Origin of the sequence: Pseudomonas entomophila (assembly GCF_029478665.1) — a bacterium.
Taxonomy (GTDB): domain Bacteria; phylum Pseudomonadota; class Gammaproteobacteria; order Pseudomonadales; family Pseudomonadaceae; genus Aquipseudomonas; species Aquipseudomonas entomophila_F.
Window position 1 is genome coordinate 203,402 of the sequence record NZ_JARPQB010000001.1, and the last position, 20,765, is coordinate 224,166.

General features: G+C 63.6%; 17 protein-coding genes, 1 tRNA gene and 1 pseudogene. 14 read left to right on the forward strand and 5 right to left on the reverse strand.

The genetic code is table 11. From position 1 onward, the window contains the following. Positions 1-9 precede the first annotated feature (9 nt). The 8 genes from tolR to P5705_RS01060 all read left to right on the forward strand — a co-directional run bounded on the left by tolR (position 10) and on the right by P5705_RS01060 (position 5,832). Positions 10-462 (forward strand): protein TolR, encoded by a 453-nt coding sequence (gene tolR / locus P5705_RS01025; protein WP_011535155.1) that lies wholly within the window; start codon positions 10-12, stop codon positions 460-462. Then, complete coding sequence (tolA, locus tag P5705_RS01030; protein WP_277459076.1) at positions 462-1,538, forward strand: cell envelope integrity protein TolA; 1,077 nt, start codon at positions 462-464, stop codon at positions 1,536-1,538. The genes tolR and tolA overlap by 1 nt, the downstream gene beginning before the upstream one ends. Positions 1,539-1,585: 47 nt before the next feature. Further along, positions 1,586-2,836, forward strand: coding sequence for a Tol-Pal system beta propeller repeat protein TolB (tolB, locus tag P5705_RS01035; protein ID WP_240063862.1), 1,251 nt, complete (start codon positions 1,586-1,588; stop codon positions 2,834-2,836). 53 nt (positions 2,837-2,889) lie between these two features. Then, positions 2,890-3,387, forward strand: coding sequence for a peptidoglycan-associated lipoprotein Pal (gene pal / locus P5705_RS01040; RefSeq protein ID WP_008090230.1), 498 nt, complete (start codon positions 2,890-2,892; stop codon positions 3,385-3,387). Positions 3,388-3,393: 6 nt separating this feature from the next. Further along, on the forward strand, positions 3,394-4,203 hold the full coding sequence (gene ybgF, locus P5705_RS01045; protein ID WP_213657924.1) for a tol-pal system protein YbgF: 810 nt from the start codon (positions 3,394-3,396) through the stop codon (positions 4,201-4,203). Between the two features lie 160 nt (positions 4,204-4,363). Then, the gene (gene queE / locus P5705_RS01050) at positions 4,364-5,011 is read left to right on the forward strand and encodes a 7-carboxy-7-deazaguanine synthase QueE (protein ID WP_277459084.1); all 648 of its coding nucleotides are present in this window, start codon (positions 4,364-4,366) and stop codon (positions 5,009-5,011) included. A 10-nt stretch (positions 5,012-5,021) separates the two neighbouring features. Beyond that, positions 5,022-5,696, forward strand: coding sequence for a 7-cyano-7-deazaguanine synthase QueC (gene queC, locus P5705_RS01055; RefSeq protein WP_277459085.1), 675 nt, complete (start codon positions 5,022-5,024; stop codon positions 5,694-5,696). 60 nt (positions 5,697-5,756) lie between these two features. Then, a tRNA-Lys gene (locus P5705_RS01060) sits at positions 5,757-5,832 on the forward strand. A gap of 124 nt (positions 5,833-5,956) precedes the next feature. Here the strand turns inward: P5705_RS01060 and P5705_RS01065 are convergent. Continuing rightward, positions 5,957-6,154, reverse strand: coding sequence for a hypothetical protein (locus tag P5705_RS01065; protein ID WP_277459086.1), 198 nt, complete (start codon positions 6,152-6,154; stop codon positions 5,957-5,959). A gap of 251 nt (positions 6,155-6,405) precedes the next feature. Here P5705_RS01065 and P5705_RS01070 point away from each other — a divergent pair, with 251 nt between their 5' ends. The 5 genes from P5705_RS01070 to P5705_RS01090 all read left to right on the forward strand — a co-directional run bounded on the left by P5705_RS01070 (position 6,406) and on the right by P5705_RS01090 (position 12,839). Then, complete coding sequence (locus tag P5705_RS01070; RefSeq protein ID WP_277459088.1) at positions 6,406-7,662, forward strand: HlyD family secretion protein; 1,257 nt, start codon at positions 6,406-6,408, stop codon at positions 7,660-7,662. Continuing rightward, entirely contained in the window at positions 7,659-9,785 is a 2,127-nt protein-coding gene (locus P5705_RS01075) for a peptidase domain-containing ABC transporter (RefSeq protein ID WP_277459090.1), read from the forward strand. The genes P5705_RS01070 and P5705_RS01075 overlap by 4 nt, the downstream gene beginning before the upstream one ends. Continuing rightward, positions 9,782-11,128, forward strand: coding sequence for a TolC family protein (locus P5705_RS01080; RefSeq protein WP_277459093.1), 1,347 nt, complete (start codon positions 9,782-9,784; stop codon positions 11,126-11,128). Before P5705_RS01075 ends, P5705_RS01080 begins: the two co-directional genes overlap by 4 nt. 159 nt (positions 11,129-11,287) lie before the next feature. Continuing rightward, a complete protein-coding gene (locus P5705_RS01085; RefSeq protein WP_277459094.1) occupies positions 11,288-12,172 on the forward strand; it encodes a glycosyltransferase family 2 protein in 885 nt (294 codons plus the stop codon). Positions 12,173-12,260: 88 nt separating this feature from the next. Next, positions 12,261-12,839, forward strand: a complete 579-nt coding sequence (locus tag P5705_RS01090; protein WP_277459201.1) for a CatB-related O-acetyltransferase — start codon at positions 12,261-12,263, stop codon at positions 12,837-12,839. A gap of 90 nt (positions 12,840-12,929) precedes the next feature. On the opposite strand, the gene P5705_RS01095 is transcribed toward P5705_RS01090, so the two are convergent. The 4 genes and pseudogenes from P5705_RS01095 to P5705_RS01105 form a co-directional block, all read right to left on the reverse strand. Beyond that, positions 12,930-14,696, reverse strand: a complete 1,767-nt coding sequence (locus P5705_RS01095) for a phosphoethanolamine transferase CptA (protein WP_277459096.1) — start codon at positions 14,694-14,696, stop codon at positions 12,930-12,932. Positions 14,697-14,912: 216 nt separating this feature from the next. Then, positions 14,913-15,668 (reverse strand): methyl-accepting chemotaxis protein, encoded by a 756-nt coding sequence (locus P5705_RS26280; RefSeq protein WP_431196910.1) that lies wholly within the window; start codon positions 15,666-15,668, stop codon positions 14,913-14,915. 102 nt (positions 15,669-15,770) lie between these two features. Further along, positions 15,771-16,979 (reverse strand): annotated as a pseudogene (locus P5705_RS26285) (HAMP domain-containing protein); the annotation flags it as partial. Positions 16,980-17,045: 66 nt separating this feature from the next. Then, on the reverse strand, positions 17,046-18,398 hold the full coding sequence (locus tag P5705_RS01105; protein ID WP_277459099.1) for an APC family permease: 1,353 nt from the start codon (positions 18,396-18,398) through the stop codon (positions 17,046-17,048). A gap of 669 nt (positions 18,399-19,067) precedes the next feature. On the opposite strand from P5705_RS01105, the gene P5705_RS01110 reads away from it, so the two are divergent. After that, entirely contained in the window at positions 19,068-20,582 is a 1,515-nt protein-coding gene (locus P5705_RS01110; protein ID WP_277459100.1) for a YdgA family protein, read from the forward strand. Positions 20,583-20,765: the final 183 nt, after the last annotated feature.

Here is a 20,765-nt window from a genome sequence, read left to right on the forward strand (position 1 = left end):
TAGAAACCCATGGCCCGAGTTCGCCACAAACGCAAGCCGGTCGCCGAGATGAACGTGGTGCCCTACATCGACGTGATGTTGGTGCTGCTGGTCATCTTCATGGTGACCGCCCCCATGCTCAACCAGGGCGTGAAGGTGGATCTGCCCAAGGTTTCCAGCGAAGCCCTGCCGCAGGACAACAACGTCCAGGTTCTGACTATCTCGATCAAGGCCGACAAGACTTACTACTGGAACCTCGGTAGCGAAGTCGACACCGACAAGCAGATGGACAAGGCCATGACCCTGCCGGAAATGACCGGTGCGGTGACAAAGATCATCGCCGCTGGTCGCGACCAGGGCAAACAGACCCAGGTCTTCATTCGTGGTGACAAGGCCGTCGACTATGGCGCGGTCATGGGCGCCATGGGTGGGTTGCAGAAGGCCGGTGTCGGTAACGTTGGCCTGATTACCGAGGCGCCCTGATGCAGCAGCGAGAGCCATCCGCCTCGGAAAGCTACTTCTGGCCCAGTGTCTGGGCCATTGGCCTGCACGTGCTGGTGTTCGGCATGCTGTTCGTCAGCTTTGCCATGACGCCCGAGCTGCCGCCGTCCAAGCCTATCGTCCAGGCCACGCTCTACCAGCTCAAGTCGAAGAGCCAGGCGACCACCCAGACCAATCAGAAGATTGCCGGGGAAGCGAAGAAAACCGCATCGCGCCAGACCGAGGTCGAGCAGCTGGAGCAGAAGAAGATCGAGCAGGAGGCCGTGAAGGCCGCGGAACAAAAGAAAGCCGACGCCGCTCAAAAAGCTGAGGAGGCCCGCGAGGCCGCCGAAGCGAAGAAAGCAGAGGAAGCCGCCAAGGCCGCCGAGCAGAAGAAAGCCGCTGAAGCGAAGAAAGCCGAAGAAGCGAAGAAGGCCGCTGAGAAGCAACAGGCCGACATCGCCAAAAAGAAGGCTGAGGAAGAGGCCAAGAAGCAGGCCGAAGAAGAAGCCAAGAAAGAAGCTGCGGAAGAGGCGAAGAAGAAAGCCGCCGAAGACGCGAAGAAAAAAGCAGCCGAGGACGCCAAGAAGAAAGCGGCAGCCGAGGACGCGAAGAAAAAGGCAGCTGAAGAGGCCAAGAAAAAGGCCGCTGCAGACGCCCAGAAGAAAAAGGCACAGGAAGCGGCCCGCAAGGCGGCGGAAGACAAGAAAGCCCAGGCATTGGCCGAGCTGCTGTCCGACACCACCGAGCGGCAGCAGGCGCTGGCCGACGAGCAGGGTGACCAGGTGGCCGGCGACTTCGACGACCTGATCCGCATGCGCGCGGCCGAGGGCTGGGCGCGTCCGCCATCTGCGCGCAAGGGCATGACGGTAGTTCTGCAGATCAACATGTTGCCGGACGGCACCGTCACCAATGTGAGCGTGGCCAAGTCCAGTGGCGACGGCCCGTTCGACAGCTCGGCGGTGGCCGCAGTGAAGAACATTGGTCGGTTGACCGAGATGCAGGGCTTGAAGCCGAGCGATTTCAATCCATATCGTTCATTCAAGATGACATTTACACCTGAGGATCTAGCGTTGTGATTAAACGTCTGAGAGGACTCCTGGTCTTGCTCTGCTGCGTGGCAGGCATGGCCATGGCAGAGGAAAAGAACATCCTGGTCACCAGCGGTAGCGACCGGGCCACCCCCATCGCGGTAGTGCCGTTCGGCGTGCAGGGCGGTAGCGTGCTGCCGGAAGACATGGCTGACATCATCAGCAACGACCTGCGTAACTCCGGTTACTACGGGCCGATCCCGCGGCAGAACATGATCAGCCTGCCAACCCAGGCCAGCGAAGTGATCTTCCGTGACTGGAAAGCGCTGGGCGCGCAGTACGTGATGGTCGGCAGCATCGTGCCGTCCGGCGGCCGCCTGCAGGTGAGCTACGCCCTGTTCAACGTCGCCACCGAGCAGCAAGTGCTGACCGGCAGCGTCGCTGGTGGCGTCGACCAGTTGCGCGACATGGCGCACTACATCGCCGACCAGTCGTTCGAGAAGCTCACCGGCATCAAGGGCGCTTTCTCCACCCGCATGCTGTACGTGACCGCCGAACGATTCTCGACCAACAACACCCGCTACACCCTGCAGCGTTCGGACTACGACGGTGCCCGTGCAGTGACCCTGCTGCAGTCGCGTGAGCCGATCCTGTCGCCACGCTTCGCACCGGATGGCAAGCGGATCGCCTATGTCTCGTTCGAGCAGAAGCGCCCGCGCATCTTCGTCCAGCACATCGACACCGGTCGCCGCGAGCAGGTCACCAACTTCGAAGGCCTGAACGGTGCGCCGGCCTGGTCGCCTGACGGTACCCGCCTGGCGTTCGTGCTGTCCAAGGACGGCAACCCGGACATCTATGTGATGAACGTGGCCTCGCGCCAGATCAGCCGTGTCACCGCGGGCCCGGGTATCAATACCGAGCCGTTCTGGGGCAAGGATGGCAACACCCTGTACTTCACTTCCGACCGTGGCGGCAAGCCGCAGATCTACAAGCAGTCGGTCAGCGGTGGTGGTGCCGAGCGTGTGACGTTCGTGGGTAACTACAACGCCAACCCGAAACTGTCGGCGGATGAAAAGACCTTGGTGATGATCCATCGCCAGCAGGGTTTCACCAACTTCAAGGTGGCGGCCCAGGACTTGCAGCGCGGAAGTGTAAAGATTCTCACCGAGACCAGTCTTGATGAGTCTCCCACTGTTGCGCCAAACGGCACCATGCTAATCTACGCCACCCGCCAGCAGGGCCGGGGAGTCTTGATGCTCGTGTCGCTTAATGGCCGCGTGAGGCTCCCACTTCCTACCGCTCAAGGTGAAGTCAGAGAACCGTCCTGGTCCCCTTACCTGAACTGATTGCGGCGTAATACTTTTGCTTAACACACTGGGGTTTCATTAGGAGTTTCACGATGGAAATGCTGAAGTTTGGTAAATTCGCTGCGCTGGCTCTGGCCATGGCTGTAGCTGTAGGTTGCTCCTCGAAAGGCGGTGACAACGCTGGTGAAGGCGCTGTTGATCCGAACGCTGGCTACGGTGCCAACACTGGCGCTGTTGACGGTTCCCTGAGCGAAGAAGCCGCCCTGCGCGCAATCACCACCTTCTACTTCGAATACGACAGCTCGGACCTGAAGCCAGAAGCCATGCGCGCTCTGGACGTTCACGCCAAGGACCTGAAGTCCAACGGCAACCGCGTTGTTCTGGAAGGCAACACCGACGAGCGCGGCACCCGCGAGTACAACATGGCTCTGGGTGAGCGTCGTGCCAAGGCCGTTCAACGCTACCTGGTTCTGCAGGGCGTTTCCCCTGCTCAGCTGGAACTGGTTTCCTACGGCGAAGAGCGTCCAGTTGCCACCGGTAACGACGAGCAGTCCTGGGCTCAAAACCGTCGCGTAGAACTGCGTAAGTAAGTTCTTATGCGTATGTGCCGTCGTGCTTTGACCGTCCTCGCACTCAGCCTGCCCTTCTCGGCGTGGGCTGCAGTTCCCGTAGTAGATGACAACGCGGGTGGCTATCCACCTGCGGGTTATGGCACGAGCGGCGCCTATGCCGGGGCAGGGGCTTCGGCCCCTGCTTCTGCAAACGGCCAGCTGTTCATGCAGCTGCAACAGATGCAGGACCAACTTTCCCGCCAGCAAGGCATCATCGAAGAGCTGCAAAACGATGTGTCGCGCATGAAGCAGGAAAACCTCGAGCGCTACCAGGATCTCGACCGCCGCATCGGCAGCGGTGCCGCGCCTGCCGCGACTCCTGACAATTCTTCCACCGGTGGGGCCGTCAACGCCGCCACGGGTGCCGCCGCCGGCGCAAGCGCCGCGCAGCCACCGGCCGCCAGTGGCGAGCCGGGTGATCCGGCGAAAGAGAAGCTGTTCTATGAAGCTGCTTTCGACCTGATCAAGCAGAAGGACTTCGACAAGGCCAGCCAGGCCTTCGCTGCCTTCCTGCGCAAGTACCCCAACAGCCAGTACGCCGGCAACGCCCAGTACTGGCTAGGCGAAGTCAACCTCGCCAAGGGCGACCTGCAGGGTGCCGGCCAGGCCTTCGCCAAGGTCAGCCAGCTGTACCCGCAGCACAGCAAGGTGCCGGACTCGCTCTACAAGCTGGCCGACGTCGAGCGCCGCATGGGCCACACCGACAAGGTCAAGGGCATCCTGCAGCAGGTCATCACCCAGTACCCCGGCACCTCCGCCGCGCAACTGGCACAACGCGACCTGCAAAAGCTCTGAGCAACACGTTTGAAAGAAACCCGCGCCTGTCGCGGGTTTTTTCGTTAGAATCCGTACCCCATTTTTTGTAAACACGCTGCCGCGGATAACGCCATGTCGAGTCCGCGACAGTGCCTGACGGAGGCGGACAGCCTGTTCAGCTGTCACGCCCGTGGCGATCATGCAAGACACATTACGCATCACCGAAGTCTTTTACTCGTTGCAGGGTGAAACGCGAACGGCTGGGCTGCCCACGGTATTCGTGCGCCTCACCGGTTGCCCCCTGCGTTGTCAGTACTGCGACAGCGCCTACGCCTTCAGTGGCGGCACTGTGCGCACCCTCGACTCGATTCTCGAGCAGGTGGCCGGTTTCAAGCCGCGCTACGTCTGTGTCACCGGCGGCGAGCCGCTGGCCCAGCCCAACGCCTTGCCGCTGTTGCAGCGCCTGTGCGACGCGGGCTACGAGGTGTCGCTGGAAACCAGTGGCGCCCTCGACATCGCTGGCACCGATACCCGGGTAAGTCGCGTGGTCGACCTCAAGACCCCGGGCTCCGAGGAGTCTCACCGCAACCGCTACGAGAACATCGAGCTGCTGACCCGCAATGACCAGGTCAAGTTCGTCATCTGTTCCCGCGATGACTACGACTGGGCGGTCTCCAAGCTGATTCAGTTCAACCTGGCCGAGCGGGCGGGCGAAGTGCTGTTCTCGCCCAGCCACCATCAGGTGAGCGCCACTGACCTGGCCGACTGGATCGTCGCCGACAACCTGCCCGTGCGTTTCCAACTGCAGCTGCACAAGCTGTTGTGGAACGACGAACCCGGACGCTGAGAGAAAAGACATGACTGACAAACGCGCGGTAATCCTGCTTTCCGGTGGCCTGGACTCGGCCACCGTGGTGGCTTTGGCCAAGGCCGAAGGCTATGCCTGCTTCACCATGAGCTTCGACTACGGCCAGCGGCATCGTGCCGAGCTCGATGCCGCGGCCCGGGTCGCTCGCGATCTGGGCGTTGTCGAGCACAAGGTGATCGGTTTGAACCTCAATGGCATTGGTGGCTCGGCCCTGACCGACAGCAGCATCGACGTGCCTGAGGCGCCGGGTGAGGGCATTCCGGTGACTTACGTGCCAGCGCGCAATACCGTGTTTCTTTCGCTGGCGTTGGGCTGGGCCGAAGTGCTTGAAGCTCGCGACATCTTCATCGGGGTGAACGCGGTTGACTACTCCGGCTACCCGGACTGTCGCCCCGAGTTCGTCGAGGCCTTCGAGCGCATGGCCAACCTTGCGACCAAAGCCGGTGTCGAGGGGCAGGGCTTCCGTATCCAGGCGCCCTTGCAGAACTTGAGCAAGGCCCAGATCGTCCAGGCCGGCATCGCCCAGGGCGTGGACTACAGCCTCACCGTGTCCTGCTACCAGGCCGATGACGCGGGACGTGCCTGTGGCAAGTGCGACAGTTGCCGCTTGCGTGCCGATGGCTTCAAGGCTGCCGGTGTAGAGGACCCGACCCGGTATTTTTGAAAAATTTCCTGTGGGGTGTTGATTTCCTCTGAGAAATCAGTAATATACGCGCCATCCAACGGGTCGTTAGCTCAGTTGGTAGAGCAGTTGGCTTTTAACCAATTGGTCGTAGGTTCGAATCCTACACGACCCACCATATGCAGTATGAAAAACCCCGCTTCCAGCAATGGAGCGGGGTTTTTCGTTTTCACCGTTCAGCCCGCCCAAGGCTGTCGAACCTCTGGCGATGGCGCTTCAGTCGAATGTCCGCCGGCGACCCGTCACTGCGCGCACAGCTGGAACTCCCTGAAGTTGTAGGAGTTGTCCGAGCCCCAGCTGACATGGAGGATGTCGCCCTGGCCATAGTTCACGACGTCGGCGCCGACATGGTAGCCAAAGGCCTCGACCGAGAAGCCACCGCTGACCTGGTCCAGTTCGTCGGTGCTGAGGGTGCGGAGGTTTTCTTGTTCGGTGTTCATTGAGAGCTTCCTCTTTCTCGTTGGTGTTGTTCCGTCTGGGGCACGCCCTGTGGTCCAGGGCATGACGAAATACTTTCCCGCCCCGCCTGTCTCCGGCAATAGCACGGGTGACCTAATGTCGTGATGCCACTGTCGTGGCGCCCTCCAGCCGACCACCATGAGCTTCGCGCAATAGTCCACCTGTACTAGTGCCGACGGGTTTCTGCCTGTTTAGGCTGGTTGTACAGGTTTGCCGGAATCGTGGTCAGGGAATGCTATTTCGAAAGGAAGCGCTGCACGCAGGCAGGGACAAGGAGCTGGGCAACGTGGTGCTGGTCTCGCCGCCGTCGTTGCGTTTGGCGGGTGCCGGCGCAGTGCTGTTCTGCGTCCTGCTGGCGCTGTTTCTCGGCCTTGCCAGCTACACCCGCCGCGAGGCTGTCACGGGTGTATTGGTGCCTGAAGGGGGGCTGGTCAAGGTATTCGCCCCTCAGGTTGGCGTGGTCCAGGACCTTGCCGTCAGCGAGGGCCAGCAGGTACAGGCGGGGGTGGCATTGCTGACCCTGGTCAGCGACACCCACAACGGCGATGCCGCTGCGAACCAGGTCGCCATCAGCCGCCTGATCCAGCGCCGCAACAGCAGCCTGGCCGACGAAATCACCGAAACCAAGGTGCTGCATCAGCAGGAGCGCGAGGGCAAGCAGCGGCGCCTGGCGATGCTGCAGGGCGAGCAGGACAAGGTTGCCGCGCAGATAGCCCTGACTGCTCAACGGCAAGCCCTGGCCCAGGGCATCGCTGAACGCTACTCGGAACTGCAGCGCCAGGACTTCGTTTCCCGCGATCTGCTGCAAGCCAAGCAGGATGCGGTGCTCGAAGTGCGCTTGCGGGCCGAGGAGCTGAACCGCTCGCTGCTGGCCCTGCGCAACGACAGCGCGGCCTTGCGCGCCGAACTTGCCGAACTGCCCTTCAACCAGACCAAGCAACTGGCGGACCTCGACCGACGATTGCTGGAGAGCCAGAGCAGCCTGCTGGAAAGCGAGGTGAAGCGGCAGATCGTCATCACCGCGCCGGCCGCCGGGGAAGTGACCGCCATCGGCGTGGTCAACGGTGCCCGCGCCGACGTCAGCCGCCCCCTGTTCAGTCTGGTGCCCCGGAACAGCCAACTCTACGCCGAACTGTATGTGCCCAGCCGCTCAGCCGGTTTCGTGCGGCCTGGCCATGCCGTGATGCTGCGTTATCAGGCCTATCCCTATCAGCATTTCGGCTTGGCCCGGGGAACGGTGGTTTCGGTGTCGCGCAGTGCATTGCCCGCCGATGAAATCATGACCGTGGGCGTGGCCTCCGAAGCGTTGCGCGAACAGGGGCCGTTGTACCGGGTGCGAGTCACCCTGGAGCGGCAGAGCCTGTTCGCCCGCGGGCGCGAGGAGCGTTTGCGTTCGGGGATGCAATTGGACGCCGACATCATGCTGGAAAACCTGCCGCTCTATGAATGGCTGCTTGAACCGCTGCGCGGCATAGGGAAACGACTGTGAGCATTGCCCAATCCCTGAATTTCGGCGTCGGCCGCAAGTTGCCGGTCATCCTCCAGGTCGAGGCGGCCGAATGCGGCCAGGCCTGCCTGGCGATGATCGCGGCTTTCCACGGGCAGGTGCACGACCTGCCGTCGCTGCGTCAGAAGCTGTCGCCCTCGATGAAGGGGGCGACCCTCAAGCAACTGATGGCCATGGCGGCGCAACTGGGTTTGGCCAGCCGGCCATTGCGCCTGGAACTGGAGGCGCTGGAGCAGCTCAAGCTGCCCTGCATCCTGCATTGGAATTTCAACCACTTCGTGGTGCTCAAGGAGGTCGGGCCCCGTTGGGTGACGCTGCACGACCCGGCGCGTGGCGTTTGCCGGCTGACCCGCCAGGCGGTGTCGGAGGCCTTTACCGGCGTCGCCCTCGAGCTGTGGCCACACGATGATTTCCAGCCCGGCGAGACGAAGACCCCGTTGCCGCTGCGGCGTTTGCTCGGCCGGGTGCAGGGCTTTGGCGGGGGGCTGGGGCATGTGCTGGCGTTGGGCGTGGCGCTGGAGGTGTGCATGATCCTCACGCCGTTCTTCCTGCAGACGGTGATCGACAAGGTGCTGGTCAGCGCCGACCGCGACCTGCTGGCCGTACTGGCACTCGGTTTCGGCTTGTTGCTGGTGGCCCAGCAGGCCCTGTCGCTGGCGCGGTCCTGGGCATTGATGTATCTCGGCACGCTGTTGGGTAGCCAGTGGCAGATCAATGTGTTCAACCACCTGGTGCGTTTGCCGGTGGCGTACTTCGAGCGCCGCCACCTGGGCGATATCGTCTCGCGCTTCGGCTCGCTCAAGGCGATCCAGCGCACCCTGACCACGTCGTTCATCGAGTCCTTGCTCGACGGGGTGATGACGGTGGTGACCCTGGCCTTGATGTTCCTCTACAGCCCGCCGCTGGCCTTGATCGCGGTCGCCGCCATGCTGCTTTATGCGCTGGCGCGCTGGGCCTGGTTCGGCCCATTGCGGCGGGCCAGCGAGGAAGAGCTGGTGCGTGCCGCCAGGCAACAGAGCTACTTCCTGGAAACCATGCGCGGGGTGCGCACCCTCAAGCTGTTCGCTCGCCAGGAGCAGCGCGCCACCGTCTGGGGCGGCCTGTTGGTGGACGAGATCAACGCCGGGCTGCGCCCGCAGAAACTGCAACTGTTATATCGCGCGTTCAACGGTTTGCTGTTCGGCACGGTGACACTGCTGGTGATCTGGTTGGGCGCCAGGCAGGTGATCGAGGGGGTGTTCAGCGCCGGCATGCTGATCGCCTTCAACGCCTACAAGGACCAGTTCAATGGCCGGGTGGCGGGGCTGATCGACAAGCTGGTGGATGTGGTGATGCTGCGCCTGCATGGCGAGCGCCTGGCAGACATCGTGCTGCAGCAGGCCGAGGGGCGGGGAGGGCTGGTGGATGTACCACCGGATGGCCCGGTGCCGCGGCTGGAAGTGCGTCAGTTGCGGTTTCGCTATTCGGACCTTGAGCCGTGGGTGCTCGATGGTCTGTCGCTGACCGTCGAGCCGGGCGAGTCGCTGGCCATTGTCGGGCCGTCCGGGTGCGGCAAGACCACCTTGCTCAATGTCATGCTTGGCATCCTGCCACCGGTCGAGGGGCAGGTGCTGCTCGACGGTGAACCGGTGGACGCGAACAACCTCGACCGATTGCGGGGCATCAGCGCCACGGTGCTGCAGGACGACGTGCTGTTCGCCGGCTCGATCGGCGACAACATCAGCTTCTTCGCCAGTGACGTCGACCAGGGCTGGGTCGAGCAATGCGCCCGGCTGGCCGCGGTGCATGAGGATATCGTGCGCATGCCGATGGCCTACAACACCCTGGTCGGGGACATGGGCACGGTGCTGTCGGGTGGGCAGAAGCAACGCATCCTGCTGGCGCGTGCGCTCTATCGCAAACCCCGCTTGCTGTTTCTCGACGAAGCCACCAGTCACCTGGACATCCAGCGTGAGAATGCGGTGAACCAGGCCCTGCAAACGTTGAACATCACGCGGGTGATCGTTGCTCACCGACCGGACACCATACGCTCGGCCCGGCGTGTGGTGGCCTTGGTCAACGGTCGGTTGGCCGACAATGGCCCCCGGCAAGACGCGGCGCGATGAACGGGTGGCGCCGCTTGGCCGCGCTGCTTGCGCTGTCGAGCCTGCCGTGTCTGGCCATCGGCGCATTGCAGGCGTGCCCCGGGCCTTTGCGCCCCGGGGAGGCGCTGGGTTTGTCGCGGGCCGTGGCCATGGCCCTGTGCGCCGACCCTGAAATCGAGGCGGCCTGGCGCATGCAACTGAGCAGCCAGGCCAGCATGGAGGCCGAGCAGTCTGCCTACTGGCCGACGCTGCAGGGCGTCGCCAGCACTGGCAGGGCCAACCGCAAGACCCGTTACGAGGGTTTCTCCGACGCAAACTCGACGCTGGATGCGCGTACCAGCAGCTATGGCGTGAACCTCAACTGGGTGCTGTACGACTTCGGCCTGCGCGAAGCCAAGGTGGAAAGTGCCCGGCAACTGCTCAATGCGGCGAGCAGCAGCCGGGTGGCGAAGATCCAGCAGGTGGTACTCGACACCAGCAAGGCGTTCTACCAGGTGCAGGCCAATGATGCGTTGCTCGAAGCGCGTCGCAGTATCGAGGCGCTGGCCGCCGACAGCTTCAAGGTGACGACCGCCAAGCATCAGGCTGGCGCGGGTGAGCAGGCCGACCGCTTGCAGGCACAGACCACCTACGAACAGGCCCGGCTCGAGCGGGTGCTGGCCGAGGGTGACCTGGCCACGGCCCAGGGGGCGCTTGCCAGTGCGCTCAGCCTTTCGCCGTCCACGCCGCTGCGGCTCGAGGCCCTGAATGAGCCCGAGGGACAGGAAGCGGCCTTCATGGCCGGCGTCGATGCCCTGATGGAGCAAGCCAGGCTCAACCACCCGTCCGTGGCGAAGGCTCGCGCCGAATGGTCGTCGAGCCTGGCCAGAGCCGATGCGGAGCGCGCCCAGGGGCGACCGAAGATAGCCTTGTACAGCAGTTATCGGCATGACGACACGCCGGTGGAGCAGGTGGCTTCGCGCCAGCAGATAGAAACCTGGACGGTGGGCCTGCAAGTTACCGTGCCGATTTTCGACGGCTTTCTCGCCCGGCGCCGGACCCGCGCCGCCGAATACGAGGCCGGTGCACGTGAGCAGGACCTGCAGCAAGCCGAGCGCAGCATTGCCCTGAGTGTATGGCGCAGCCGCCAGGCCCTCGCGGCGCGCACCCAGGCCCTGGCCATCAGTCGGCGCCTGGTCGGCAGTGCCAGCCAGTCGTATCGGGTGGCATTGGGGCGCTACAAGGCTGGGGTCGGAAGCATCATCGAGTTGCTGAATGCGCAGAACGACCTGGCGAGTGCGCAACAGCGCCGGGTCAGCTCGGTGGTCGAGTGGTATACCGCGAGGCTGCAGTTGGCGGCGGACCTGGGGCAACTGGGGCAGTGAGGGCCCGTCCTGGCCTGTCGGAAGTCCGTGGGCAGCATTGCATGTGCCAGCTTTGTCGTGTTCACTGTCTGATCGCGTATAATCTCGTTCGCCCGGCGCAACACTGTCATGTTGCCCGTCGGGAGGCCATTCCACCGCGGCCAGAGGCGCCTTAGATCAATGACACATGGAAGCGAGCACCACAGCGAGACCCAGCCCCCGCTGATCTCCGTCGTGGCACCCTGCTACAACGCCGAGAAGTACCTGCAGGAAGCCCTGCAGAGTATCTTTGCTCAGGATTACCCGAACTTCGAAGTCATCATCGTCGATGATGGCTCGAGCGACCGCAGCGTGGAAATGCTGCGCGAGTTGCAGAAAACCTACAACTTCACGCTCCTCACCCAAGCCAACCAGGGCGTCAGCGGCGCACTCAACACCGGGCTTGCCCATGCCCGTGGTGTCTATGTGTCGACGCCGGACCTGGACGACATCATGCTGCCACACTCGCTCAGCGTGCGTGCCCGTTATCTGGACGAGCACCCGCAAGTAGGGTGCGTGGGGGCGCTGATCACCTACATGGACACGGAAGGCCGCGACACCAAGGTGCAGCAACGCAGCGAGATCAAGACCTTCAGCTTCGAGCAGATCCTGCGCGATGCCGTGGTGATCGGTGCACCGGCTTCGTTGTACCGCATGGAAGCGATGCGGGCGGCGAAATTCTATGACCCGGCGATCAAGGTCCAGGACTTCCAGATGACCCTGCGCATCGCCTCGCAGGGTTACGAAATCCATGAGCTTCCGGTCTGCGTCACGCGTTACCGGCGCCACCCCAACAACCTGTCGCGAAAGTTCAAGGTGCTGCTCGAGGCCGACCTCAGGACCATCGCCCCGTATCGCGAGCATCCGGCTTACGCCTGGGGGCGTTCGGTGCTGGTGCACAAGGCCCTGAAGTACGCGGTGGTGTCGGACAAGGGCTACGCCTGGGAACTGCTGCGTGGCATTCCACTGCGTCATTACAACAAGACCACGTTCAGGCGTATCAAGCGCCTGTTGTTCCACCGTTGATGATTCCTTCCAACTTCGCCCCTGGATACCTTTCTTGAATCTCTGGCAGAAACTGATCAATCGCCGCGAGCGCAAGCGTCTGCGCGCCATGGACAAACTCGACCGGGCAGCGGAGAAGATCCGTTTGAGCTACCCCCGCGCCAGCGTGGGCGTGGGCAGCTATGGCACGCCGGTGGTCACCGAATTCGGTGACGATGCGGTGCTGCGTATCGGTAACTACACCTCGATTGCCGCCGGGGTGCAGGTCTTGCTGGGTGGTGAGCATCGCACCGACTGGCTGACCACCTACCCGTTTCCGGCCATGATCAAGGGCCTGGACGATATCAAGGACTATGCCCCGAGCAAGGGCGATGTGGTGATCGGCAGCGACTGCTGGATCTGCACCAATGCAATGATTCTCTCCGGGGTGACCATCGGCCATGGCGCGATCGTTGCCGCCGGTGCCATGGTCACGCGCGACGTGCCGCCCTACGCGGTGGTGGGCGGCAACCCATGCAAGTTCATCCGCTGGCGCTTCGACGAGCCCGTGCGCGAGGCGCTGCTCGAGGCGGCCTGGTGGGATTGGCCGGTCGATGAGGTGAAGGCGGTGGCGCGCATGCTCAGCAGTGGCGACCTGGACGCCTTCCTTGACTATGCGGGCAAACGCCAGGCAATCACCACGGCGTGATTGCCGGCATGGATTCAAACCCGTAGGAGCCAGCCTTGCTGGCGAACACCGGCAAGGCCGGTGCCAGGCTCCTCGTCGCCTGTTTCCTGCTCATATCTTGCCCGGCTTGGGCGTGTCACTGCTGACAGTCTGCTGTTTGTCCGCCTTGCCAGTGGGCAACTTATCGAAGTCATGCAGGCCATTCTTCGCGTAGGGGTTGCCGATCCAGCGCGGTGTGGCGACGAACTGATCGCTGACCACGCTCTTGGCGGGCTGGTAAAGGTCGTAGCTGAGGCCGGCCAGGTCGGACAACGTATGGATCAGGTGCGCGCTGCTGTAAGGGCGTGCGGCCGCCGCCTGCAGGTCGCGTGGGTGGCTGGCCTGCCAGCTCGGTGAAGTCCAGAGCAGGAACGGAATGGTGTACATCGGCCGGGTCGGATCGCCTTCGTTGCGGCCCAGGCGGTCGTGATTGCCGGAGCTGTAGACGTCCTCGCCGTGGTCGGACAGGTACAGCAGGAAGCCGTTCGGGGTGCTCGCCGAGTAGCGCTTGATCAGGCTCGATACCACGAAGTCGTTGTAGCGCACCGCATTGTCGTAGAAGTTGTAGGTTTCCACCTGGTCAGGTGAGAGTGCCGCGGGCGCCCCCTGCTTGTCCTTGAAGTGCTCGTACTGCGCCGGGTAGCGGTAGCGGTAGTCCATGTGCGTGCCGAGCAAGTGGACAATGATGAGCTTCTTCGGCGCCGGGTCCTGCAAGGCCTTTTCAAAGGGAGGCAGCACCACATCGTCGTACTGGCTGGCATTCTGGTTGCGCTGGTTGTTCAGGTACACCGGCTCGTCCGTCTGCTGGGAGAAGGTGGTGAGCATGGTGTTGCGCTTGGTCATGGTCTGCTGGTTGGTGATCCAGAAGGTCTTGTAGCCCGCCTGTTTCATCAGGTTGATCAGCGACGGGTCGGTGAGGAAGCGATCAGGGTGTTCTTCGTCGCCGAAGGTCAGGATCTGCTGCATCACCTCGATGGTGTAGGGGCGCGGCGAGACGACGTTGCGGAACACCGTCAGGCCCTTGTCGCTGGCGGCCAGGGCATCGAGGTTGGGCGTGGTGTCACGGTTGTAGCCGTACACGTGCATGTGTTCGCGGGTGGTGGACTCGCCCAGCACCAGCACCAGGGTGCGTGGCGTGTCGCCGTTGCTGTCCTTGAGCCCTTGCAGCGGAGGCAGCGCGGCGTTCTGGTCAAGCAGTTCCTGCATGTTGTCCAGTTGCTGGCGGTACTGCCGGTAGCCGACCACCAGTTGCCACGGCACGGCGGGTTCCATGCGTTGCTCGACCTTTTCCCGGGCATCGGCGAACGAGCGTTCCTGGGTGACCATCTGTTTGTAGAAGGGGTAGACCAGGATTGCGGCCAGCAACACGACGACCAGTGGCAGGCGCGTGTGCAGGGGCAGGGTGACCGGGCGGATGCGCCTCCACAGCAACACGGCAACGACCGTGTAGAGCAGCAGTGCCAGGCACAGCGTGACACTGAAGTACTGGCTGAAGTATTCGCTGGCTTCGGCGGTGTTCGATTCGAACATCACGAAGATGACGCTCTGCGAAAACTCCTGATGATAGATGCCGAAGTAGCTCAGGCCCACCAGCGACGAAGCCCACAGCACCAACCCGATCAGCGCGGACAGCGGGCGGGTCAGGCGCGGTAGCAGCAGAACCGGGGCGAGCCACAGGCTGCTGAGGATGAAAGCGTCGCGAAAGCCGGCGAAGCCGGTGGTGCCGCTGAACAGCAGCAGGGCCTGGGTCACGCCGGAGAAGTACCAGAAGAACAGCAGCAGCCAACCCAGGCCGGCCCAGTCCATGCGTTTGCGGGTGGAGGTAGAAGAAGTCGACACGTATGCCTCGATGAACCTGAAATTGCCGGATCCGGCGAGCGGCGGGTAAGGGAGGCGACGCTAATGCAGGCAACGTGAAAAGAACGTCAACGGGACATGAAAGTCTTGGGGGGTGTCGACCCTGTAGGAGCGGCTTCAGCCGCGATGCAGGCGACGCGGCGTCTGGCACCCGCTGTGCGGGTGCTCGCGGCTGAAGCCGCTCCTACAGAGGTGTACCTACACCCGGAACTGCTCCATCAGCGCCTGCTGCTGGTTGGCCAGGCGGTTCAAGGCCTGGCTGATCCGCGCCGACTCGTCGGCCTGCCCCGATAGCGACTCGGTCACATCGCGGATCCCGGCCACGTTGCGGTTCACCTCTTCGGCCACCGCGCTCTGCTCCTCGGCCGCCGAAGCGATCTGCAGGTTCATGTCGGTGATCACCGTCACCGCCTCGCCGATACGCTGCAGGGCGGGCAGGGTCTGCTCCATCTGCGTGGCGCTGTCCTGGGCTTGGCGCTGGCCGCCGTGCATGGCCTCGACCACATCCCGGGTTCCCTGCTGCAGGCCTTCGATCACCTGGCGAATTTCTTCCACCGACACCTGGGTGCGCTGCGCCAGGTTGCGCACCTCGTCGGCAACCACGGCAAAACCACGCCCGGCCTCGCCGGCGCGGGCTGCCTCGATGGCCGCATTGAGGGCCAGCAGGTTGGTCTGCTCGGCGATCGCGCGGATTACCTCCAGTACCGAGCCAATCTGCTCGCTGCGGCTTTCCAGTGCGCGTGCTTCCTGCATCGCAGAGTCCATGCCGTTGGCCAGCCGATCGATGGCCTGGCGATTGGCGTCGACCAGCGCCAGCCCTTCACGGGCGGCCTGGTCGGCACCACGGGCGGCCTGGGCAGCCTGCGAGGCGTTGTGAGCAACGTCCTGGGCGGTGGCGCTCATCTCGTTGGCGGCGGTGGCCACCTGTTCGATCTCGCGATGCTGCTGCTGCATGCCGGCGCTGGTCTGGCTGGCGATTAGCGCCGATTGATCGGCGGTGCCACGGGCTTCCAGCAGCGAGCCCTTGACCTGGGCGATCACCGGCTGAAGCTTGTCGAGGAAACGGTTGAACCAGCCGGTCAACTGGCCCAGTTCGTCGTCGCGGGCGTAGTCCAGGCGCCGGGTCAGGTCGCCTTCGCCACTGGCGATATCCTTCAGCCGCGCAGCTACGGCGAGGATTGGCCGGGTCACGCCGCGGGCGGTCAGCCAGACCAGCAGCAGGCCGGCGACCGCCGCCCCCAGGCCGATCAACAGGCTGCTCAGGTTGGCGCTCTGGTTATGGGCGTCCAGGCGCTGGTTGAGGGCCACCGCCGGCGCCTGCAGCACCTGCTCGGGCAGCTCCAGCAGGACCTGCCAGGGCGCGGCGTCGGGGATCGGGGTGAATGGTCGGGCGACGCGCAGCAGGCCGTCGGCCACGGTCTGCTCCAGGGGCTTGGCCAGCTTGCTGGCGTCACGGCTGTTGCCGGCCAGCAACCCGGCAGGGCTGACGATACTGACCTGGCCCTGACCGTCGAACAATTCCTGGCGGCCATCCAGGCTCAGTTGCTGCAAGTTGTCCAGGCCAATGTCCAGGCCGAGCACGCCGACCACCTTGCCGCCCTCGATCAGTGGCAGGGCGATGCTGGTCATCAGTACCTGGCGGCCATCGACCTCGTCGAAGTACGGGTCGAGCACGCAAGCCTTGGCGGTCTGCTGCGGGCAGGTCAGCCAGCGATTGTAGGGCGAGCCGTTGGCGCCGAGCGTGGCGTCGGCCAGCATCGACTCGGGCATGGCTTCGGCTTGCAGCGCGCCTGGGCTCGATTGCGACCAGTACAGCGAGAAGCGGCCGCTGTCGTTGCTGCCCAGGTTGGCCTGGGCGACGAAGCGGTTGTCCTGGTGGTCCAGGGCATTGGCTTCGAAGACCAGGTACAGGCCGGTCAGGTTCGGGTTGCCCGCCAAGGCGCTGCGAGCCTGGGCCGTCAGTACCGCGCGCAGGTCGCTGTCGCCGCGCGCCTTGAGCACCTGCACCAGCCGGGCGAAGCCGTTGCCGTACTGGTAGGCATCCATGAAATAGCGCTGGATGCGCAGGGCCTGGGTCTCGGCGTGGGCCTGCAGGCGCAGGCGCGCACTGTGCTCGAGCATCTCGGCGTTGGCCTGGCTGACCAGCGCCGCGCTGCGCCTGGCCTGGGTGAGCGAGGTGGCGACCAGCAGGGCGACGATGGCCAGCAGGCACAGGCCGGCCAGCAAGGTGATCTTCCACTGGATGGAGAGGCGACGCAGCGGCATGGTGACGTTCCTTTTGGTTCAAGCACAACGCCCGCGGTCAGGCGCGGGCGTTGTTGTGGGCCGGTGTCATTCAGCGACGTAATTGGGCGGTGCGACCCGGAAGGCCTTGGTCAGCCAGGCCAGGTACAGCACCCCGAGCGCGGCCCAGATCCCGCCGAACAGCAGCGAGTTCTGGTTCAGGTCCAGCCACAGCGAGACGATGATGCAGAAGCCTATCGTCGGCGCCACCAGATACTTGAGGTTGTTCGTCAGGCCCTTGTTCTGGCCTTCGCGGATATAGCAGTGGTTGATCACCGACAGGTTGACGAAGCTGAAGGCCACCAGGGCGCCAAAGTTGATGATCGAGGTGGCGGTGACCAGGTCGAAGAAGATCGCCGACAGCGAGATCAGGCCAACCACCGCGATGTTCATCACCGGGGTCTTGTAGCGGGTGTGCAGGCGGGCGAACACGCTGGCCGGGATCACGTTGTCGCGGCCCATCACGTACAACAGGCGCGAGACGCTGGTCTGCGAGGCCAGCCCCGAGGCGATGGTGTTGATCACCGTGCAGGCGATGAACACCGACTGGAACAGCTTGCCACCGACGTACAGGGCGATTTCCGGCAGGGCCGCTTCCTGGTCGTGGAAGCGCGCCATGGTCGGGAAGTAGGCCTGGATGAAGTACGACACCAGGATGAACACCGCGCCGCCGATCAGGGCGGTGAGGAAGATCGCCCGGGGGATGGTCTTGCCCGGGTTGCGGGTCTCTTCCGACAGGCAGGTCACTGCGTCGAAGCCCAGGAACGAGAAGCACAGGATGGTCGCGCCGGCGGCCAGCGCGGCGAACTGGGTCTGGTCGTCGGCGAACGGCACCAGGCTCCAGGCGGTACCCAGCCCTTCGCCGTGGCCCAGGCCACGCCAGCAGAGGTAGAGGAACACGGCAATGATTGCCACCTGCACGACGACGAACAGCAGGTTGAAATGCGCCACCAGGTTGACGCTGCGCATGTTGATCAGGCTGATCAGGGTGACGAACCCGGTCACCCATACCCAACCCGGGACCTCGGGGAACATCGCCGACAGGTAGAGCTTGGCCAGCAGCGCATTGACCATGGGCAGCAGCAAGTAGTCCAGCAGCGACGACCAGCCGACCAGGAAGCCCACGTGCGGGTTGATGGCGCGCTGGGTGTAGGTGTAGGCCGAACCGGATTGCGGGAAACGCCGCACCAGGGTGCCGTAGCTCACAGCGGTGAACAGGATGCCCAGCAGGGCCAGGATGTAGGCGCTGGGCACATGCCCGGCGGTGATGCCCGAGACGATGCCGAAGGTATCGAACACGGTCATCGGCGTGAGGTAGGCCAGGCCGATGATCACCACGTGCCAGAGGCGCAGGGATTTGCGGAATTGGCCATTGCCGGGTGCGCTGTGGTCAGGCTGCATGCGGGCGGCTCTCCTGATCCTGGGCAACGGGCACGGCGTGCGGCAGGCACGGCAAGGTCGAGCGGACAGGCTCCATGTTGTTCACCTTTTATGTTGGAGCGAGGGAGTGCGCGGGGTGGGCGCGGGTATCAGGGCAGGCAGCGCCAGGACGAGGAAGGCGGCGCTTGGGGGCTGGGGCGATTGGGCATCATGGCGGCGCTTTTTTCTTCTTCGTGAGTGGGGCGCGTGCAAGGTGGGGGAAATAAAAACGATGGGAGATCGAGTGTCAAGTTAAACATGACAAGGGGATAGGTGACCCTTATTGGTATCGGGATTTTGGTCGTTTTTTACTTTGTTTTTGTCGTTTCATGAAGCGTAAGTCGATTTCGGTGTTCGTAAAAATTGACAATCTCTTGGTCGTGCTTGCTCCCTGAAGGAGCGGCTTTGCGCCGCGAAAGGGCTGCATGGCAGCCCCTGGCGTTCAGCGTTGCCGCAAAGATCGCCGGGGCCGCTTTGCGGCCCTTTCGCGGCACAAGACCGCTCCTACAAGGATCAGACAAGGCTCGGACAGATAGAAAACCCCGCGAAAGCGCCGCGTTCCCGGGCCTTCGGTGATATTCTTGCACCCTTGCGTGGCCACCTCCCTGGGCTGCGTATTCGCCCTCCTATGGACAGCAATCGGTTCTATTCATGAAGAAATCAGTAGGCATCCTCTGCGGCCTGGCCGTCGCCATCGCCGCCGCAACCACCGCAGGCGCCTGGTACACCGGCAAGCAGCTGCCGGCGGAGCTGGAGCGCTCCGTCGCGCGTGGTAACGAAGAACTGAAGAAGGCCCTGGTCGGCAACGGTGGCAGCATGACCATCGAGCTGGCTTCGCTGGAGCAGCACTTCTTCACCAGCACCGCGCACTACCGCCTCAAGGCTCAGAACGTGCAGCTCGGCGAAGCCGAGGCGCTGAACTTCGACGTTGGCGTGGTCGACCAGATCGAGCACGGTCCGTTCCCCTGGTCGCGGGTCAAGGCATTCAAGCTGATGCCGGTGATGGCCACCAGCAACAGCGCGCTGGAGAAGGATGACTTCACCGCTGGCTGGTTCACCGCCGCCGGCGACAAGGCGCCGGTCACTGCGCAAGTCAGCCTGGGCTATGACGGCGGCATCGACAGCGACATCCGCCTGGCACCTGTCAAGCTCGAGCAGGACGGCGACAAGGTCCTGGACTTTTCCGGCCTGCAACTGCTGATGGGCAGCGATCGCGATGGCAAGGCGGTCACGATCCACGGCAACGCCGAGCGCCTGGAACTGAACTTCGCCGACGGGCAGCAGACACCGGTCAAGATCCTGCTCAATGGCTTCAAGATCGGTGGCAAGCTCACCGAGACCGACCATGACATGATCTACGTCGGCAACTTCGACATGGCCCTGGGCGACGCCCAGATCACCAGCGGGCCGAAGCAGGAAGTGCTGGTACTCAAGGGGCTGCAGCAGAACAACCTGTACAGCGCCGAGGGCGAAGCGAAGGACAAGCTGTCCGGCCGCCTGGAGTACAAGGTCGCCGACATCAGCTATGCCGGGCGCAAGGTGGGCAGCGGTGAGATGGTCTTCACCATGAAGTCGATCGACATCCCGGCCATGCAGGCGCTCATGGAGTGGTACCAGACCAAGCTGCCGGAGGTCCAGCAGGCCGCCGCCGAGGGTGAGGCCATGCCGTCCTTCGACATGACCCCTGAAGAACAGGCCAAGGTCCAGGGCGACGTGCAGAAGATGCTCGCCGGCAAGCCACAGCTGGCGCTGGAGAACCTGGCATTCAAGACCGCCAATGGCGAAAGCCGCTTCAGCCTGTCGATGGACTTCGCCAACCCAAGCTCCTTCGACCTGCCGCCGGACCAGTTGGGCAAGCAGCTGATTTCGCAGTTGCATGGCAAGCTGAGCGTGTCCAAGCCGATGATCGGTGACCTGGCTACGTTGCAGGCACTGCTCGAAGGCGAGACCGATGCCCAGGCCATCGCCCAGCAGTCCGGTCAGGCCGGTGAAATGGTCGGCATGATGGCCGTACAGAGCGGCATGGCCACGGTGCAAGGCAGCGATGTGGTGGCCAGCCTGCAGTACGCCGATGGCATGGTCGACTTCAACGGCAAGAAGATGACCGTCGAAGAGTTCGCCATGCTGATCAGCGCTCACCTGGCAGCGCTGTCGCCGCAAGGCTGATCTCGCAGGTGCAGCCCGCTCACCCGCCGTGGGAGCGGGCTTGCCCCGCGATCGGCGCAACGCCGGTCGCCCTGCTGGCCTGCGCAAAAACCCCTTTTGCATCGCCCCGATTGCCTGTAGCCTTCGCGTCCGATAATAATCCGCGCCCGCAGAGGGGCCGTGACGCTGGCCGTCCGGCACCAT

Coding starts and splice junctions, on each gene's coding strand:
- queC (WP_277459085.1), top strand. CDS start 5,022: ATGACTGACAAACGCGCGGTAATCCTGCTTTCCGGTGGCCTGGACTCG.
- queE (WP_277459084.1), top strand. CDS start 4,364: ATGCAAGACACATTACGCATCACCGAAGTCTTTTACTCGTTGCAGGGT.
- P5705_RS26280 (WP_431196910.1), bottom strand. CDS start 15,668: ATGCAGCAGCAGCATCGCGAGATCGAACAGGTGGCCACCGCCGCCAAC.
- P5705_RS01070 (WP_277459088.1), top strand. CDS start 6,406: ATGCTATTTCGAAAGGAAGCGCTGCACGCAGGCAGGGACAAGGAGCTG.
- P5705_RS01090 (WP_277459201.1), top strand. CDS start 12,261: ATGGACAAACTCGACCGGGCAGCGGAGAAGATCCGTTTGAGCTACCCC.
- P5705_RS01105 (WP_277459099.1), bottom strand. CDS start 18,398: ATGCAGCCTGACCACAGCGCACCCGGCAATGGCCAATTCCGCAAATCC.
- P5705_RS01110 (WP_277459100.1), top strand. CDS start 19,068: ATGAAGAAATCAGTAGGCATCCTCTGCGGCCTGGCCGTCGCCATCGCC.
- tolR (WP_011535155.1), top strand. CDS start 10: ATGGCCCGAGTTCGCCACAAACGCAAGCCGGTCGCCGAGATGAACGTG.
- pal (WP_008090230.1), top strand. CDS start 2,890: ATGGAAATGCTGAAGTTTGGTAAATTCGCTGCGCTGGCTCTGGCCATG.
- P5705_RS01065 (WP_277459086.1), bottom strand. CDS start 6,154: ATGAACACCGAACAAGAAAACCTCCGCACCCTCAGCACCGACGAACTG.
- ybgF (WP_213657924.1), top strand. CDS start 3,394: ATGCGTATGTGCCGTCGTGCTTTGACCGTCCTCGCACTCAGCCTGCCC.
- tolB (WP_240063862.1), top strand. CDS start 1,586: ATGGCCATGGCAGAGGAAAAGAACATCCTGGTCACCAGCGGTAGCGAC.
- P5705_RS01080 (WP_277459093.1), top strand. CDS start 9,782: ATGAACGGGTGGCGCCGCTTGGCCGCGCTGCTTGCGCTGTCGAGCCTG.
- P5705_RS01085 (WP_277459094.1), top strand. CDS start 11,288: ATGACACATGGAAGCGAGCACCACAGCGAGACCCAGCCCCCGCTGATC.
- tolA (WP_277459076.1), top strand. CDS start 462: ATGCAGCAGCGAGAGCCATCCGCCTCGGAAAGCTACTTCTGGCCCAGT.